General features: G+C 31.3%; 11 protein-coding genes. 9 read left to right on the forward strand and 2 right to left on the reverse strand.

Going from position 1 to position 17,679, the window contains the following annotated elements:
- The first annotated feature begins 3 nt into the window (after window positions 1-3).
- The 6 genes from KO494_RS04990 (at window position 4) to KO494_RS05015 (ending at window position 6,405) form a co-directional block, all read left to right on the forward strand.
- Window positions 4-960, forward strand: a complete 957-nt coding sequence (locus KO494_RS04990) for a glycosyltransferase family 2 protein (protein WP_215966500.1) — start codon at window positions 4-6, stop codon at window positions 958-960.
- 51 nt (window positions 961-1,011) lie between these two features.
- Window positions 1,012-2,742 (forward strand): phospho-sugar mutase, encoded by a 1,731-nt coding sequence (locus KO494_RS04995; protein WP_215966501.1) that lies wholly within the window; start codon window positions 1,012-1,014, stop codon window positions 2,740-2,742.
- Entirely contained in the window at window positions 2,742-4,568 is a 1,827-nt protein-coding gene (locus tag KO494_RS05000) for an ABC transporter ATP-binding protein (RefSeq protein WP_215966502.1), read from the forward strand. The genes KO494_RS04995 and KO494_RS05000 overlap by 1 nt, the downstream gene beginning before the upstream one ends.
- A gap of 317 nt (window positions 4,569-4,885) precedes the next feature.
- Complete coding sequence (locus KO494_RS05005; RefSeq protein WP_215966503.1) at window positions 4,886-5,428, forward strand: RNA polymerase sigma factor; 543 nt, start codon at window positions 4,886-4,888, stop codon at window positions 5,426-5,428.
- A 33-nt stretch (window positions 5,429-5,461) separates the two neighbouring features.
- Window positions 5,462-5,950 carry a hypothetical protein gene (locus KO494_RS05010; protein WP_215966504.1) on the forward strand — a complete coding sequence of 163 codons (489 nt, stop codon included), beginning with the start codon at window positions 5,462-5,464 and terminating at the stop codon, window positions 5,948-5,950.
- A gap of 14 nt (window positions 5,951-5,964) precedes the next feature.
- Complete coding sequence (locus KO494_RS05015; protein ID WP_215966505.1) at window positions 5,965-6,405, forward strand: sensor of ECF-type sigma factor; 441 nt, start codon at window positions 5,965-5,967, stop codon at window positions 6,403-6,405.
- Between the two features lie 130 nt (window positions 6,406-6,535).
- On the opposite strand, the gene KO494_RS05020 is transcribed toward KO494_RS05015, so the two are convergent.
- Both KO494_RS05020 and KO494_RS05025 read right to left on the reverse strand, forming a co-directional pair.
- Complete coding sequence (locus tag KO494_RS05020) at window positions 6,536-7,594, reverse strand: oxidoreductase (RefSeq protein ID WP_215966506.1); 1,059 nt, start codon at window positions 7,592-7,594, stop codon at window positions 6,536-6,538.
- 109 nt (window positions 7,595-7,703) lie between these two features.
- Window positions 7,704-10,502: a CotH kinase family protein gene (locus KO494_RS05025; RefSeq protein WP_215966507.1), complete on the reverse strand. Its 2,799-nt coding sequence runs from the start codon at window positions 10,500-10,502 to the stop codon at window positions 7,704-7,706.
- Between the two features lie 239 nt (window positions 10,503-10,741).
- Between KO494_RS05025 and KO494_RS05030 the strand changes: the two genes are divergently transcribed.
- The 3 genes from KO494_RS05030 (at window position 10,742) to purL (ending at window position 17,677) form a co-directional block, all read left to right on the forward strand.
- Window positions 10,742-11,956: an RsmB/NOP family class I SAM-dependent RNA methyltransferase gene (locus KO494_RS05030; RefSeq protein WP_215966508.1), complete on the forward strand. Its 1,215-nt coding sequence runs from the start codon at window positions 10,742-10,744 to the stop codon at window positions 11,954-11,956.
- A gap of 8 nt (window positions 11,957-11,964) precedes the next feature.
- Window positions 11,965-13,839, forward strand: a complete 1,875-nt coding sequence (locus KO494_RS05035; protein ID WP_215966509.1) for an endonuclease — start codon at window positions 11,965-11,967, stop codon at window positions 13,837-13,839.
- A 160-nt stretch (window positions 13,840-13,999) separates the two neighbouring features.
- Window positions 14,000-17,677 carry a phosphoribosylformylglycinamidine synthase gene (gene purL, locus KO494_RS05040; RefSeq protein WP_215966510.1) on the forward strand — a complete coding sequence of 1,226 codons (3,678 nt, stop codon included), beginning with the start codon at window positions 14,000-14,002 and terminating at the stop codon, window positions 17,675-17,677.
- Window positions 17,678-17,679: the final 2 nt, after the last annotated feature.

The following is a 17,679-nucleotide window of genomic DNA, read 5'->3' on the forward strand; positions in this document are numbered from 1 at the left end:
TACATGAATATATCAGTAGTCATACCACTACTTAACGAACAAGAATCTTTAACTGAGTTATATGATTGGATTGCTAAAGTTATGCAGTCCAATCATTTTTCTTATGAAATTATTTTTATAGATGATGGTAGCACAGATGATTCTTGGAAAATTATTAGCCAGCTATCTCAAAAAGATAATAATGTTAAAGGCATTCGTTTTTTAAAAAACTTTGGTAAATCGCAAGCGCTGCATGCTGGTTTTGAAAAAGCCCAAGGCAATGTTGTTATCACTATGGATGCAGACTTACAAGATAATCCAGACGAAATTCCTGAACTGTATAATATGATAGTTAAAGATGGTTTTGATTTGGTTTCTGGCTGGAAAAAGAAACGATATGACGCTGTTCTTTCTAAAAACTTACCTTCTAAATTATTTAACTGGGCTGCACGTAAAACTTCAGGTGTAAAACTTAACGATTTTAATTGCGGCTTAAAAGCTTACCACATAGACGTGGTAAAAAATATAGATGTTAATGGAGAAATGCATCGATATATTCCTGTACTTTCAAAAAACGCTGGTTTTTCAAATATTGGCGAAAAAGTAGTACAACATCAAGCTAGAAAATATGGCGAAACTAAATTTGGTATGAATCGTTTTATTCATGGCTTTCTAGACTTAATAACCATTTGGTTTATTTCCAGATTTGGTAAAACACCAATGCATCTATTTGGGGCATTAGGCTTTATCATGTTTGCTATAGGTTTTGGCTTTGCCTTATATTTAGGTATAGACAAATTATATTTAAACCCAACAGGAAGACTTATAACTCAAAGGCCTCAATTTTATATTTCTTTGGTTACCATGATTATTGGTACACAATTTTTTGTGGCAGGTTTTTTAGGCGAAATTATTTTAAGAACAAAATCAGATAAAAAAAGATACCTAGTTAAAGAAGAAATTAATTTAACGGCTAATTAATACATAGCTTTTTAGTATTTTATATTTTTACACAAATAATTAATTTACAATATGATACACATAGAACCAGAATTATTAAACAGAGTAAACAAGTGGCTAACCCCTGCTTTTGATGCAGATACTCAAACTTATATAAAAGATTTAATTGCTAACAACCCAAAAGAACTTAAAGAATCTTTTTACAAAGATTTAGAATTTGGTACAGGTGGTATGCGTGGTGTTATGGGTATTGGTACTAACAGAATAAACAAATTCACTCTTGGTAAAAACACCCAAGGTATAAGCAACTATTTACACCAAAATTTTCCTGGAGAAAAACTAAAAGTAGTAATAGCTTTTGATTGTAGACATAATAGTAAAACACTGGCAAAAGTAGTAGCAGATGTTTTTTCTGCTAATAATATTGAAGTATTTTTATTTGAAGACTTACGCCCTACTCCAGAACTTTCTTTTGCTTTAAAACATTTAAACTGCCATTGCGGAATTGTTTTAACAGCATCTCATAATCCTCCAGAATACAATGGTTACAAAGTATACTGGCAAGATGGAGGACAACTAGTTCCGCCACAAGATGCAGAAATAATTAGTGAAATTAACAGTCTAGATTATGCCGAAATTAAATTTGATGCAAATAACGACTTAATAACATACATAGGTAAAGAAGTAGATCAAGCTTTTATTGATGCTTCCATAAAAAACGGAAGCTTTGAAACTTCTGAAAAAGCAAAAAACGACTTAAACATTGTATTTACCTCTTTGCATGGTACATCTATTACTATTTTTCCTGAAACTCTAGAAAAAGCAGGCTATAAAAATGTACATATTGTAGAAGAACAACGCGAGCCTAACGGAGATTTTCCAACCGTAAAATCACCAAACCCAGAAGAGCCTGAGGCTTTAAAAATGGCTTTAGAACTAGCAGATAAAACCAATGCTGATATTGTAATTGGTACAGATCCTGATGCAGACAGACTAGGTGTTGCTGTTAGAGATTTAGATGGAAAAATGATTATCCTTAACGGAAATCAAACCATGGTTTTAATGACCAATTTTCTTTTAAAACAATGGAAAGAAAACAATAAGTTAAACGAAAACGAATTTGTTGCTACAACCATAGTTTCTACACCAATGATACCTGCTTTAGCAAAAGCCTATAATACAGAATGTAAAATTGGTTTAACTGGCTTTAAATGGATTGCTAAAATGATTAAAGACTTCCCTAACCAAGAATTTATTGGTGGTGGTGAAGAAAGCTTTGGTTTTATGGTTGGTGACTTTGTAAGAGATAAAGACGCAAACACCTCTTCTTTATTAGCTATTGAAATTGCTGCACAAGCAAAAGCAAAAGGAAGCACTTTATATAAAGAATTAATTAACCTGTATGTAGCACACGGTTTATATAAAGAACACTTAGTTTCTTTAACAAAAAAAGGAATAGAAGGTGCTCAAGAAATTAAACAAATGATGATTGACGCTCGTGAAAACCCTTTAAAAGAAGTAAATAGCTCTAAAGTGGTTAAAATTGAAGATTACCAATTATCTATCACTAAAGATATTGTTTCAGGAAAAGAAACCACTATTGATGTGCCTAAATCTAATGTATTAATATATTACACAGAAGATGGAAGCAAAATTGCATTAAGACCAAGTGGTACAGAGCCTAAAATTAAATTTTATATTAGTGTAAATACTCCGCTTGAAAACGCTTCGGCTTTTCCTCAAAAGCAAAACGAATTGGCTTTAAAAATTGATGCCATATTAAAAGATTTGAAGCTTAATTAATGGATTATTTAAAAAAAATTGCTCCTTATTTATTACCGTATAAAAAATACGGTTACCTCAACATTTTCTTTAATGTGCTTTACGCTTTGTTTAGCACATTAGCCATGGTGTCTTTAATGCCTATGATTAATGTATTATTTGGAGAAACAAAAAAATTATATGTTAAACCCGTTTATCAAGGTTTTAGAGAATTAAAATCTTATGGTGAAGATTATTTAAATTACTTTGTAACTACAACAAACGAAAACCAAGGTGCGCAACAAACCTTGTTATACATGATTATTTTAATCATTAGTTTGTTTTTACTCAAAAACATATTTAATTATCTAGCCCTATTTTTTATTACTTTTTTACGTAATGGTGTATTAAAAGATTTAAGAAATTCTATATACAATAAAGTACTAACCCTACCCATTTCGTATTATTCTGAAAAGAAAAAAGGAGATATCATTGCTAGAATTTCTGGTGATGTTAACGAAGTAAAAAACTCTGTATTAGCTATTTTAGAATTAATTGTTAAAGAACCATTAACCATTGTTTTTGCTATTGTAACCATGTTTACAATTTCTATGAAACTAACCATTTTTGTATTTGTATTTATCCCTATTGCAGGAATGATTATTTCAAGAATTGGTAAAAGTTTAAAGAAAAAATCTGGAAGAGTACAACAAGAACAAGGTATATTCTTGTCTACTTTAGAAGAAACACTTGGTGGTTTAAAAGTAATTAAAGGCTTTAATGCCGAAGAGCGCTTCAATACAAAATTTCAAGAATCTACAAACCGTTTTTACAACTTTTCAAACACCTTACTAAACCGACAAAACTTAGCTTCACCTGCAAGTGAATTTTTAGGTATTGCAACTATTGCTGCACTATTATGGTATGGTGGTAGTATGGTTTTAATAGATAAAAGCCTTTCTGGTGGTGCATTTATTACCTATATGGCATTAGCATATCAAATATTAACTCCTGCAAAAGCAATAAGTAAAGCTAGTTATAAAGTAAAAGCTGGTAATGCTGCTGCAGATCGTGTTCTAGAAATTATTGATACACCTTCTGTTCTTGAAGACAAACCAAATGCTTTAACCAAAGAAAGTTTTAACTCTGAAATAGCTGTAAATAATATTTCATTTAAATATGAAGATGATTTAGTACTAAAAAACTTTACAGTTTCTGTTCCTAAAGGAAAAACAGTAGCATTAGTTGGGCAATCTGGTTCTGGTAAATCTACCATTGCAAACCTTGTTACACGTTTTTATGATGTGAATAAAGGTAGTATTTCTATTGATGGTGAAGACATTAGAAATCTTACTAAAAAATCTTTACGAAACTTAATAGGCTTAGTAACACAAGACTCTATTCTATTTAATGAAACCGTAAAAAATAATATCTTAATAGGAAACCCTAATGCAACAGACAATGATATTATTGAAGCATTAAAAATTGCTAATGCTTGGGAGTTTGTTAAAGACCTACCTAAAGGTATAGAAACCAATATTGGTGATGCTGGAGGGAAATTATCTGGCGGACAAAAACAACGCTTAAGCATTGCTCGTGCCGTTTTAAAGAATCCTCCAATTATGATTTTAGATGAAGCAACTTCTGCATTAGATACAGAAAGTGAACGTCTGGTGCAAGTAGCGCTAGAAAATATGATGAAAAACAGAACCTCTATTGTAATTGCTCACAGGCTATCTACTATACAAAATGCAGACAAAATTCTGGTAATGCAAAAAGGCGAAATTGCAGAACAAGGCACACATCAAGAGCTTATAGCTAAAAATGGTGTCTACAAAAAACTAGTAGAAATGCAAAGTTTTGAATAATTAAACCGTAAATAGATTAAAATAAAAAAGCTAGAAGAAATTCTAGCTTTTTTGTTTCTGTTAGACTTGGGGCGACTAACATTAAATAGGTTTTGTTGGTGTAAATATATATCAAATAAGTATACCAACCAAATAAAAAATGTATTTCGTCGTGCTATTAATGTATTTCATCGATGTTTTAAAGTTTAACTTACTGTCTTTAAGTGTTTTAAAAATATGTAAGAAAAAGTAATTTTTTTTTACTTTCTTAAAAAAACAACATCCTTTTTAAACTTTTTGTAAATTCATCAGTCTAATATTATAACTAAATATACTCTGTGTTAAACGAAACAGTTTTTTTACAACAACTAAAATCTAAAAACTCTAAAGAACAAGCTTTTAAAGAGTTGATTACACAATATAAAGAACGTTTATATTGGCACATACGTCATATAGTAAAATCTCATGATGATACCGATGATGTATTACAAAATACCTTTATTAAAGTTTTTAAAAATATTGACAATTTTAAAGGAGATAGTAAAATTTATTCTTGGATGTATAGAATAGCAACTAATGAAGCTATTACACATATAAACAAAAATGCAAAAAGATTGCATATTACAAATGAAGAAACCCAACAATTAGCAATTAATAATTTACAATCTGATGTCTATTTTGAAGGAGATGAAATACAATTAAAATTACAAAAAGCTATTGCCTCATTACCAGAAAAACAACAATTAGTATTTAATATGAAATATTTTCAAGAAATTAAATACAAAGACATGGCTGAGATATTACAAACCAGCGAAGGTGCCTTAAAAGCATCTTACCACATTGCAACTAAAAAAATTCAAGACTATCTTACTAAAGATTAAACCTTTATTATAAAAAAGAGTCTAAACATTAAGATGAAAACAAATTTAAACAACATAGAAGAATCCGGTTTTAAAGTTCCAGAAAATTATTTTGAAAACCTTGAAACATCTATACTAAACCATGTAAACTTAAAAGATAAAGTTACAGATGCTGGTTTTGCTATACCTAAAGATTATTTTTCAAAAGTTGAAAATGACATTTTAACCAAGGTTTCTAAAAAAGAACCTGTAAAAGTAATTCCTTTAATAAACAAAAAAACGATTATATATATATCTAGTATAGCTGCTGCAATACTTCTGCTATTTAATTTAAACCTATTTAACAATACCGTTTCTTATGATGGCCTAGCCTATGATACTGTTGAAAACTATATTTTAAATGAAGACCTTGCCACAGAAGAAATGGCTATATTATTTAATGATGTAGATTTTTCTGATGAAAACTTTGAAACCATTAGCTTTTCAGAAGAAGCAATACAAGATTATATAAATGATAATTTAGAACTTAACGACTTATATTGAATAAAAAAATAACAATGAAAAAAACAATTATAACATTTTTTGCTTTATTTCTAACCATTACAACCTTTTCACAGGACAAATTAGATAAAGACAAAATCAAGACCTTAAAAGTTGCATATATTACAGAAAACCTTGAGTTATCTACAAATGAAGCTCAAAAATTCTGGCCTATCTATAATACTTTTGAAGAAGAACAAGACCGTTTACGCAATACTGCGCATGCTTTAAGAAAAAGCCCTAATATAGAAGCTTTAACAGAAGCAGAAGCTAAAGATTTACTAGAAAAAATGAAGAATAACAATATAAAACGTATTCAGCTTTATAATAGTTATCTACAGGAATTACAAACCGTATTAACTGCAAAAAAAATAATTAAACTAAAGGAAACAGAAGATAACTTTAGAAAAAAAATGTTTGAAGAATACAAAAAAAGAAGACAACAAAATAAAGAATAACAAAAGCAGCCTAAGGGCTGCTTTTTATTTATACTCAAATTTTAATACCAAACATTCCTGTTTTTATAAAATAAAAAAATCTTTAAGCAAAAAAGCACTTTATTATCATTTGTACTAAAAAAAAAAGCACTTATTTAAAAGTTAATTTACTTATTCTTCCTGCTCCTGCTGCATAGGCAATACTATCATTTATAAATCTTAAAGTATAAAATCCTTCATCACTTAAATGTTTCCAGGTATTTCCAGAATCACTACTATAATCAATTCCTTTAAAACCTATTGCTACTAATGCTTTTGCATTACTATTAGGCACATACTGCACACAACTTCTATACCCAGGACTTTGGTTTTGTGCTACTAGCTGCCAGGTTTTTCCTCCATCTACTGTTCGTATTTTATTTGCAGTACTATCTGCTGCTTTGGTATAATCACCACCAATTGCAAATCCGTTATTTTCATCATAAAAATCTACAGAATACATTCCTGTTGTTTCTAGACCTTGTGTAATGGGAGTTTTTATAACTTTCCATGTTTTTCCTTTATCTGAAGAAAATAATATTCTGCTAGCCTTTCCTCCTGTTGCTACCCAAGTTTTATCGCCAACAATAGCAATATTAGTATCACTTGCTGCAAATGCTGCTTCGCCTTCAATGGCTTTTGGTACTACATCACAAGAAAGTTTACTCCAAGTGTTTCCGCCATCACGAGTAATTATAATACTCATACAACCTTCTGTAGGGTCTCCTATTGCTATTCCTTCTTGATCATTCCAGAAATGTATAGCATCATAAAATGCTTTTTCGTGGTTTTCTTTATAAACTATTTTTAAAGAATCTTTATCTATTTTATACAAAAGAGCTGGAGAAGCAATACTTAAAACAAAACCAGCTTTATTGGTAACTGCTAATGCCCTAAAGTTAGGTATTATAGTATCTTCTTTTAGTTGAAATGTTAACCTAGCTTCTTCATCTATTGCATTTCTAGAGATGCCTCCTATTTTACCGTTAGAAGTAGCAAAAGAACCAAAACCATTAGCATCAACTTCTAAAGCACGAACACTTAATAAAGAGTCTTGTAATAGGGTTTCTATTTTTACTGTTGTAAAATCTGTAACTTTAAAGTGCTTTTCTTTCTTTCCACAGGAAAACAAAAAACAAAGTATAATGAATAGAGAAATACTATTTTTCATAAATTTTAAATTTCTATAAAAATAGAAAAGCTTTATGATAAATCATAAAGCCTTCCTTGCTATTAATCAAAACAAACATCTCTAGGGATTAAGATGTTATACTATATTTCTAATTTCTAATAATTTTTAAAACACTACTGTTGTTAACATGTACTAAGTACATACCATTAGAGAAACTAGAAAAGTCTATTACAATATTAGAGTCATTTATATTTTTGTCTTGTAATAACAACTGACCTTGCATGTTATATACCTGAATGGTTTCTATTGTATAAGATGTATTTGCAATGGTTACTACATTATCTGTAGGATTTGGATAATATTGTAAATGATTACTAAAATCTATTTCATTTACAGATAAAGATTCATTATTTGCCGCATACGTTGGTAATTGTATTACAAAATCACCTGTTCCGTTAGGCACTCTTGCGTAGCCCATATCATCTTCTTGAGCACCAAAAGTTATATTTTCTATTATGGTACCATCTGTATACGATAAAATAGCACTTTCTCCACCAGATGAGAACTTAATATCAGCATGTAGACCTTCTTGATCTTCATCTTTATCACACCAAACTATTAAATAGCTATCTGGTGCTATTGTTAATCCTGTAGGAAACTGCCAAGCTAATAAATCTTCTGGATCATCGGATAAATACAAATTATCTAAACTTAAAGTTTCATCACTATTATTATATAATTCTAACCAATCATCATACTCTCCATCTTGATCAGTTACCGTTGTTTCATTGGAAGCCATTATTTCATTAATCACAAGATCACCTGAATTTAATGTTGTATAATCAGTATCAACAGTTTCATTATTTGCGGCATATGTTGGCTCTTGTATTACAAATTCACCTGTTCCATTTGGCACTCTTGCATACCCCATATCATCTGTTTGTGAACCAAAAGTAATATCTTCTATTACTGTACCGTCAGCATAGGATAAAATGGCACTTTCACCACCAGATGAAAATTTAATATCGGCATGTAAACCATCTTGATCTTCATCTTTATCACACCAAACAATTAGATAACTATCTGGTTCAATTGTTAACCCTGAAGGAAACTGCCAAGCTAATAAATCTTCTGGATCATCAGACAGGTATAAATTATCTAAACTTAACGTTTCATCACTATTATTATATAACTCTAACCAATCATCATATTCTCCATCTTGATCTGTAACTGTTGTAACGTTAGACGCCATAATTTCATTAATTACTAAATCTCCAACGGTTAAAGTTTCATATGTAGCTTCAATAGTATAAAACTCATATTCTGCTCTTGCAGGAGAAAATGCACCAATGTTATTATTTTCTGCATAGATATAATACTGCATGTAATCGGTATCAATGATTACGTCAACGCCATAATTATCATCTCCAGAAACACCATCATTATGTGCACCATCATCATACATTAAAACTTTAGTAAATGGCATCGTTTCATCGGTTCTGTACCCTAAATAAACGGCATCTGTATTGGTATCTGTAACAGAACCCGTAATTGTTATAGTATCTCCAATTAAAGGTGCAGAATCTGAAGGTGTAACACTACTAATAGTAGGTTGTGTATTTGTAAAATCTGTTTCCGTTAATAAATAACTACTTCTTGCTGCCATTAAATTTGTTAATCCTGGAGCTGTATTACTACCAACACTATAATCTGTATCTATATTACCTGTAAACTGAGCATCTGTATAAAACTTATTGGTATCTGCTGCTACAGCTGTTGCTATAATATCCTGATAATCATTTGCAAGAGTTAGGTAATTTGAATTGCTTATGTTTTCTGTTAAGATAGTTTTGTAATGTGCTAAATACATTCTTTTATACTTAGGTACTTCCATCAATTTAGAAAGCAAAGGAAAATTAGCATCGTCTTCATGCAGTAAATGGTCTAATTGTGCTTTTTGCGTGGTAGAAGTTAACGTTCCTGATTGTCCGCCTGGACCTCCTGGACCTCCTGGTCCGCCTCCTGGACCACTACTAGTTTCTCCTGTCATGCTAAAAACACCAAAAGACATGTTTAAATCCCAAATAATAGAATTAAATTGATCATTATCATCTTTATAGATATAATAATTCTGTTTAAATTCCCCAATATAACTATCTAAGTTTACCAAAACATTATCAAGTGCAAGCATCCAAATGGCCATATCTACATCTAAAACACTTTCTATATTTTCTATATCGCTATCTAGTATATTAGTTAATTCAATTAAGTCATTCCAGTGTGCTTCTGCAATGGTTGGATCTGTGTCATCATCAGATTTTATTTCATAAGCATCTTCATAACTAGCAGAGTTCGTTCCTAAATACTCTAAGTTTGGCAAAGTTGTAGTTTCAGGTCCTGCTCCATCAGGAGGACTACAACTAAAAAAAGCATTATCTTTTGAGTAAAAGTACTTATCTACAAAGGTTTTAGTAATAGCCTCTGTATTGGTATACAATCCAATTAAAGTACCATTTACATACACGTTAGCATAGTTTGCTTGTGGTGCATCCATGTATTGGTTTATAATATTGTAAGCAACTGTCTCTCTTACAAAAGAAGGATCAAACATCACATTTGCCAATTTAATATCTTTATAACCTTGGTAATCTTGATCTACATATGTATCTAATTCAATATGAAAAGGATTTTTAGTTTGGTTAGCATCATAAGAACTATTTCCTTTATACTTAACACCAACACTATAAAAAGTAGTACCATTAATAGTTACAGATGTTGCTTCTGTATAATTATTATCTCCCGCTTTTTCAGCATCTAGTAAAGCATCCCAATTGCTTTCTGCAAATTCTATTTCTATGGTTTGTATTGTATTTATATCGTACAAATCTTGCGAGAATGATTGTACAGATATACATAATAATAATATTAGAGTAATTAATTGTTTCATAAAAGTAACTATTTTATATATTTTTACTTTAGATACTTTTTTTTTAAAAAACTTGCGCCATTTTAAAAAAAAATATTTTTTTTTTATTTCTTAAAGGAAAAGAAAAAGAATAACACCTATTATTGATAAGAAACAAGTATAATTATTTCTAAAATCATACCTTTGCACGTTTTAAAATACTAAAAAGTTCAATCTAGAATAATTTTAATTTTCTGAAATTGAACACCGAATACAATTATATGAGATTACACAGAAATTTATGCTTTGCTACTGTTGATGGTTTATTACAAATATTTAACGAAGGTACATATGCAGATAAAGTAGTACAACAATTATTAAAACGAGATAAACGTTGGGGAAGCAGAGATAGAGCCTTTGTAGCAGAAACCACTTACGATATAGTACGTTGGAAGCGCTTATATGCAGAAATTGCAGATGTAAAAGAACCTTTTTCTCGTGATGATGTTTGGCGTTTAATTGCTGTTTGGGCAACATTAAAAGGCATTAAATTACCCGATTGGAAATATTTTGAAAATACACCTACAAGAAAAATAAAAGGTCGTTTTGATGAGTTCTCTGGTATTAGAAAAATTAAGGAATCTGTTCCTGACTGGATGGATGAACTAGTTTCTAAAGAGTTAGGCGAAAACCTTTGGTCTAAAGAAATTGCTGCTTTAAACTTACAAGCAGATGTTGTTTTACGTGTAAATACTTTAAAAACTACTAAAGAAAAATTACAATCAGAACTTTTTGATTTAGATATAGAAACTGAAGAAGTAAAAAATCATCCTAGTGCCTTAAGACTAAAAGAAAGAACAAACGTCTTTACTACAGATGCCTTTAAAAAAGGGTTCTTTGAAGTACAAGATGGCTCTTCTCAAAAGGTTGCAGAATTTCTAGATGTTCAACCAGGAATGAAAGTTGTAGATACTTGCGCAGGTGCTGGAGGAAAAACACTACACCTTGCGGCTCTTATGGAAAACAAAGGACAAATTGTTGCCATGGATATTTATGAAAACAAACTAAGAGAATTAAAACGTAGAGCTAAAAGAGCTGGTGCTCACAATATAGAAATGCGTGTTATTGACTCTACTAAACCTATTAAAAAATTATACGACAAAGCTGACAGAGTTTTAATTGATGCTCCTTGTTCTGGATTAGGTGTTTTACGTAGAAATCCAGATGCAAAATGGAAATTACAACCCGAGTTTATTGATAAGATTAAAGAAACACAAGCTGAAATTTTAAGCACTTACTCTAGAATGGTTAAACCTGGCGGAAAAATAGTGTATGCAACATGTTCTATACTTCCTTCAGAAAATCAAGATCAAGTTAAACATTTTTTAACATCTGAAGCAGGAAAAGATTTTACCTTTGTTAAAGAAAAAAAAATACTAGCACATGAATCTGGTTTTGACGGATTTTACATGGCATTATTAGAAAAGAAAAAATAAAAAAAAGAATGAAACAAATTTACACCATATTATTCCTTTTACTAACAATAACAGTTTCTGCACAAATACCTTCAGGTTACTATGACTCAGCAACTGGTTCAGGATATACTTTAAAAACACAATTATATAATATAATTAACAATCATAATGACCAAGGATATTCTGCAATGGATGGGTTTATCGCTAATTATGATTTAGACCTTTATTATGATGCTGGAGACAGCAACACTATTTTAGATATATATTCAGAAGACCCTCTAAATGCAGATCCTTATAACTTTACTCCTGTTGTAAACGAATGTGGAGAATATAATAGTGAAGGAGACTGTTATAATAAAGAACACGTTATTCCTAAATCTGTTTTTAATGACCAAACACCAATGTATAGTGATGCTCACGAGTTATTACCTACAGATGGTCGTGTAAATGGTTTTAGAAGTAATTACCCTATTGGCCTTGTAGATGACACGCAATTAGTAAATCAAAATGGTATTACAAACCCAACTAGCAATGGTAGTAAATTGGGTAATAACTTAAATAGTGGTTATTCTGCAGGTTATTCTGGTATCGTTTTTGAACCAATTGACGAGTTTAAAGGAGACATTGCTAGAATCTATTTTTACTTTGTTACTCGTTATGAAAACCGTGTTAGTTCATGGTCTTCTTATGCCATGTTTAATGGTACTGCAGACCAAGCGTTAGATAATACTTTTTTAAGTATTTTAATGACTTGGCATAATATGGATCCTGTGTCGCAAAAAGAAATTGATAGAAATAATAATATTTATTACAACTACCAAAACAACAGAAACCCATTTGTAGATCATCCAGAATACGTGAACACAATATGGAATTCTAATCCAGATACAGAAGCGCCAACAGTACCAACAAACCTTATTGCTTCAAACCCAACAGACAATACAATTGATTTATCTTGGACAGCTGCATCAGACAATGTGTCTGTAGCATCTTATGATGTGTATATAGATGACGTGTATAGCTACAATACTGGCAATGCATCAACCACTGCAACAGTTACAGGATTAACTCCAGACACCAATTATTGTTTCACATTAAAAGCAATAGACACCACAGGAAATCCTTCTGAATTTAGTAATCAATCATGTGAAACTACTACAAATATGGGTACCGTAGGTGGTGGTAGTGATTTGTTTTTTTCTGAATATATTGAAGGAAGCAGCTTTAATAAAGCTATTGAAATTGCAAACTTTACAGGAACAACCATTACAGACCTATCTATTTATACATTAAAACTAGCTACTAATGGTAACGGAACCTGGACAACCACATACTCTTTTCCTTCAGGAGCTTCTATTGCAAATCAAGATGTATACGTTATAGCAAATGGTGGTTCTACTGTTTGTGCTACAGAATATGATGACCTAAATACAGATATTACTAGTTTTAATGGTAATGATTCTATAGGTCTATTTAAAAACGATGTATTAATAGATGTTATTGGTGATATCAATGACGATGCAGATTTTGGTAAAGATGTTACTTTAGTTAGAAAACCAGAAGTTACTGAGCCGTCAACTACTTTTAATATTACTCAATGGGATAGTTTTTCTCAAAACGAATGTTCTAACTTAGGCTCACATACACAAAACTTAAGTGTAAATGATTATGTTTTAAATACTATTAAAATGTATCCTAATCCTACTAACGGAAATACAGTTACCATTACATATAAAGAAAATCTTACAGTAGAAGTTTATAACATATTAGGTAAAAAAGTAATCACACAAACTATTACTGCTAGCCAAAATAAATTAAATATTTCTGGCTTATCAAAAGGAGTATACTTAGTAAAATTAAATTCTACTATCAGTACTACTACCAAAAAATTGGTTAAACAATAAACTTGTTTAACTTTAAATAATAAAAGCGACTCTTAGTAGTCGCTTTTTTTGTTTAAAACATAGTGAATAACTAAAAAATTAAGCAATTAATTTATCCTATAAATACAACTAAAAAACTTAAATTTGCTTTTTTGTTAAACCTTATACAAACCAACATAAAATGATTCATTTCTTCGGAAACCAAAACAGTAAAATATTTGCTGTTCAAGCAACAAAAGAATTATCAACCCAAACCATTTCAAAATTGACTTGGTTATTTGGCAACCAGCCTAAAATTGAACAAGCATCACTAGATGCTTTTTTTGTTGGTCCAAGAGCAGCTATGATAACTCCTTGGAGCACCAATGCAGTAGAAATCACCCAAAATATGGGTATTGTAGATATTATTAGAATAGAAGAATTTAAAGCTGTACCTGCAGACTTTAAAGATTTCGATCCTATGATCTCTGAAAAATACACAGGTTTAGATCAAGAAGCTTTCACTATAGATGTTAAACCAGAAGCAATTCTAAATATTGAAGATATTGCTGCTTACAATCAACAAGAAGGTTTAGCTTTAAATGAAGAAGAAATTGAATACCTAGAAGGTGTTTCAAAAAAAATAGGAAGACCACTTACAGATTCTGAAGTTTTTGGCTTTTCGCAAGTAAACTCAGAACACTGTCGCCATAAAATCTTTAACGGTACCTTTATTATTGATGGTGAAGAAAAAGAAGTATCTCTATTTAAAATGATTAGAGAAACTTCTAACCAAAATCCTAATGATATTGTTTCGGCTTATAAAGATAATGTTGCTTTTGTAAAAGGACCTAGAGTAGAACAATTTGCTCCTAAAACAGCAGATAAACCAGACTTTTACCAAACAGAAGATTTTAATTCTGTTATCTCTTTAAAAGCAGAAACCCATAACTTTCCAACCACTGTAGAACCTTTTAATGGTGCTGCAACAGGTGCTGGAGGAGAAATTAGAGATAGACTTGCGGGTGGAAAAGGTTCTCTGCCTTTAGCAGGAACAGCTGTTTACATGACTTCCTATTCAAGACTAGAACAAACTAGACCTTGGGAACAAAAAATGGAAGCACGTCCTTGGCTATACCAAACACCAATGGATATTTTAATAAAAGCTTCTAATGGTGCTTCAGACTTTGGTAACAAATTTGGACAACCTCTTATCTGTGGATCGGTTTTAACCTTTGAACATGAAGAAGAAGCAAGAAAACTTGGTTTCGACAAAGTAATCATGCAAGCAGGAGGTATTGGTTATGGCAAAGCAGAACAAGCTATAAAAGAAACACCTAAAGAAGGCGATAAAATTGTTATTCTTGGTGGTGAAAATTATAGAATAGGAATGGGTGGAGCTGCAGTATCAAGTGCAGATACAGGAGAGTTCGCTTCAGGTATCGAGCTTAACGCAGTACAACGTTCTAACCCTGAAATGCAAAAACGTGCCGCTAATGCAGTTCGTGGTATGGTAGAAAGTGATGAAAATTTTATTGTTTCTATTCATGATCATGGTGCTGGCGGACATTTAAATTGCTTGTCAGAATTAGTAGAAGATACTGGAGGAAATATTGACTTAGATAAACTTCCTGTTGGTGACCCAACACTTTCTGCTAAAGAAATTATTGGTAATGAGTCTCAAGAAAGAATGGGATTAGTAATTGCTGAAAAACATCTAGATACATTAAACAAAATTGCAGAACGTGAACGCTCACCTATGTATACTGTTGGTGATGTTACTAGTAATGACAGATTTACTTTTGAGTCTAAAACCAAAGGTGATAAACCTATGGATTTGGCACTAGAAGATATGTTTGGTAGTTCACCAAAAACAATAATGACAGACAAAACGGTTAACAGAATTTATGAAGATGTTAACTATACTTCAGATAAAATATTAGACTACCTAGACCAAGTATTACAGCTAGAAGCTGTAGCTTGTAAAGATTGGTTAACTAACAAAGTAGACCGTTGCGTTGGTGGTAAAGTTGCCAAACAACAATGTGCTGGCCCATTACAACTACCACTTAATAATTGTGGTGTTATGGCATTAGATTATAAAGGAAAAGAAGGTATTGCTACTTCTGTTGGTCATGCTCCAATTTCTGGGTTAATTTCTCCAACGGCAGGAAGTAGAAATGCCATTGCAGAATCACTTACCAATATTGTTTGGGCACCTTTAAAAGACGGATTGCATAGTATTTCATTATCTGCAAACTGGATGTGGCCTTGTAAAAACGAAGGTGAAGATGCTCGCTTATATGAAGCAGTACAAGCTGTTTCAGAATTCGCCATAGATTTAGGTATCAATGTTCCTACTGGAAAAGATTCTCTTTCTATGAAACAAAAATACCCTAATGAAGAAGTAATTTCTCCTGGTACTGTAATTATTTCTGCTGCAGGTAACTGTAATGATATTACTAAAGTTGTAGAACCTGTTTTTAAGAAAAATGCTGGTAATATTTACTACATCAACCTATCACAAGATGCATATAAATTAGGTGGAAGCTCTTTTGCGCAAGTATTAAATAAAATAGGAAAAGAAACGCCTACTATTAAAAATGCTGCGCAATTTAAAAACACATTTAATACCATACAGCAATTAATTAAAGACAATAAAATTGTTGCTGGTCATGATATTGCTTCTGGTGGATTTATTACCACTTTATTAGAAATGTGTTTTGCAGACACCAATCTTGGAGCAGAATTAGATCTTAGCGATTTAGGAGAAAAAGATGCTATAAAATTATTGTTTTCTGAAAATGCAGGAATTGTTTTTCAATCTTCTGATGCTTCTATAGAAAAAGTATTATCAGCTGCTAATATTGCATTTTTTAACATAGGAAAAGTTACAGAAAGTGATACCCTAAGTATCATTAATAATCAAGAAGTATTTACATTAACCGTTTCAAGATTAAGAGACGTTTGGTTTAAAACCTCTTTCCTACTCGACCAAAAACAAACCGCAAATGGTTTAGCACAAGATAGATTTAACAATTATAAAAATCAACCTTTACAATATACATTTCCTAAACATTTTACAGGAAAGCTGGATGATGTCATTGTAAGTGGAACGAAACAACCTCGTCCTAAAGCAGCAATTATTCGTGAAAAGGGATCAAACTCTGAACGTGAAATGGCAAACGCCATGTACTTAGCTGGTTTTGATGTAAAAGACGTGCACATGACCGATTTAATTTCTGGTCGTGAAACCCTTGAAGATATTCAGTTTATTGGTGCCGTTGGTGGTTTTTCTAATAGTGATGTTTTAGGTTCTGCTAAAGGTTGGGCTGGTGCTTTTATGTATAATGAAAAGGCTAATACAGCATTAAAAAACTTCTTTAAAAGAGAAGATACTTTATCTGTTGGTATTTGTAATGGTTGTCAACTATGGATGGAACTAGAACTAATTAATCCAGAACATGAAACACATGGTAAAATGACCTATAATGATTCTCATAAACATGAGAGTGCATTTACTTCTGTTAAAATTCAAGAGAATAATTCTGTGATGCTTTCTTCTTTAGCCGGAAGTACTTTAGGTGTTTGGATCTCTCATGGAGAAGGCAAATTTAGTCTTCCGCTAGACGAAAATCAATACAATATTGTTGCTAAATATGGATATGAAGGCTATCCGCATAATCCTAATGGTTCTGATTTTAACACAGCAATGCTTTGCGATAAAACAGGAAGACATTTAGTAACTATGCCACACATTGAGCGTTCAACCTTCCAATGGAACTGGGCAAATTACCCTGAAAACAGAAAAGATGAAGTTTCGCCTTGGTTAGAAGCTTTTACTAATGCAAAATCATGGATAGAAGCTAAAAACAAATAAAA

The organism is Lacinutrix sp. C3R15, assembly GCF_018860825.1.
In the GTDB taxonomy this organism is placed as follows: Bacteria; Bacteroidota; Bacteroidia; order Flavobacteriales; family Flavobacteriaceae; genus Oceanihabitans.

Excerpts from the sequence above, each read along its gene's own strand:
- KO494_RS04990 (WP_215966500.1), top strand. The coding sequence starts at position 4 with ATGAATATATCAGTAGTCATACCACTACTTAACGAACAAGAATCTTTA.
- KO494_RS04995 (WP_215966501.1), top strand. The coding sequence starts at position 1,012 with ATGATACACATAGAACCAGAATTATTAAACAGAGTAAACAAGTGGCTA.
- KO494_RS05000 (WP_215966502.1), top strand. The coding sequence starts at position 2,742 with ATGGATTATTTAAAAAAAATTGCTCCTTATTTATTACCGTATAAAAAA.
- KO494_RS05030 (WP_215966508.1), top strand. The coding sequence starts at position 10,742 with ATGAGATTACACAGAAATTTATGCTTTGCTACTGTTGATGGTTTATTA.
- KO494_RS05020 (WP_215966506.1), bottom strand. The coding sequence starts at position 7,594 with ATGAAAAATAGTATTTCTCTATTCATTATACTTTGTTTTTTGTTTTCC.
- KO494_RS05035 (WP_215966509.1), top strand. The coding sequence starts at position 11,965 with ATGAAACAAATTTACACCATATTATTCCTTTTACTAACAATAACAGTT.
- KO494_RS05025 (WP_215966507.1), bottom strand. The coding sequence starts at position 10,502 with ATGAAACAATTAATTACTCTAATATTATTATTATGTATATCTGTACAA.
- KO494_RS05015 (WP_215966505.1), top strand. The coding sequence starts at position 5,965 with ATGAAAAAAACAATTATAACATTTTTTGCTTTATTTCTAACCATTACA.
- KO494_RS05010 (WP_215966504.1), top strand. The coding sequence starts at position 5,462 with ATGAAAACAAATTTAAACAACATAGAAGAATCCGGTTTTAAAGTTCCA.
- purL (WP_215966510.1), top strand. The coding sequence starts at position 14,000 with ATGATTCATTTCTTCGGAAACCAAAACAGTAAAATATTTGCTGTTCAA.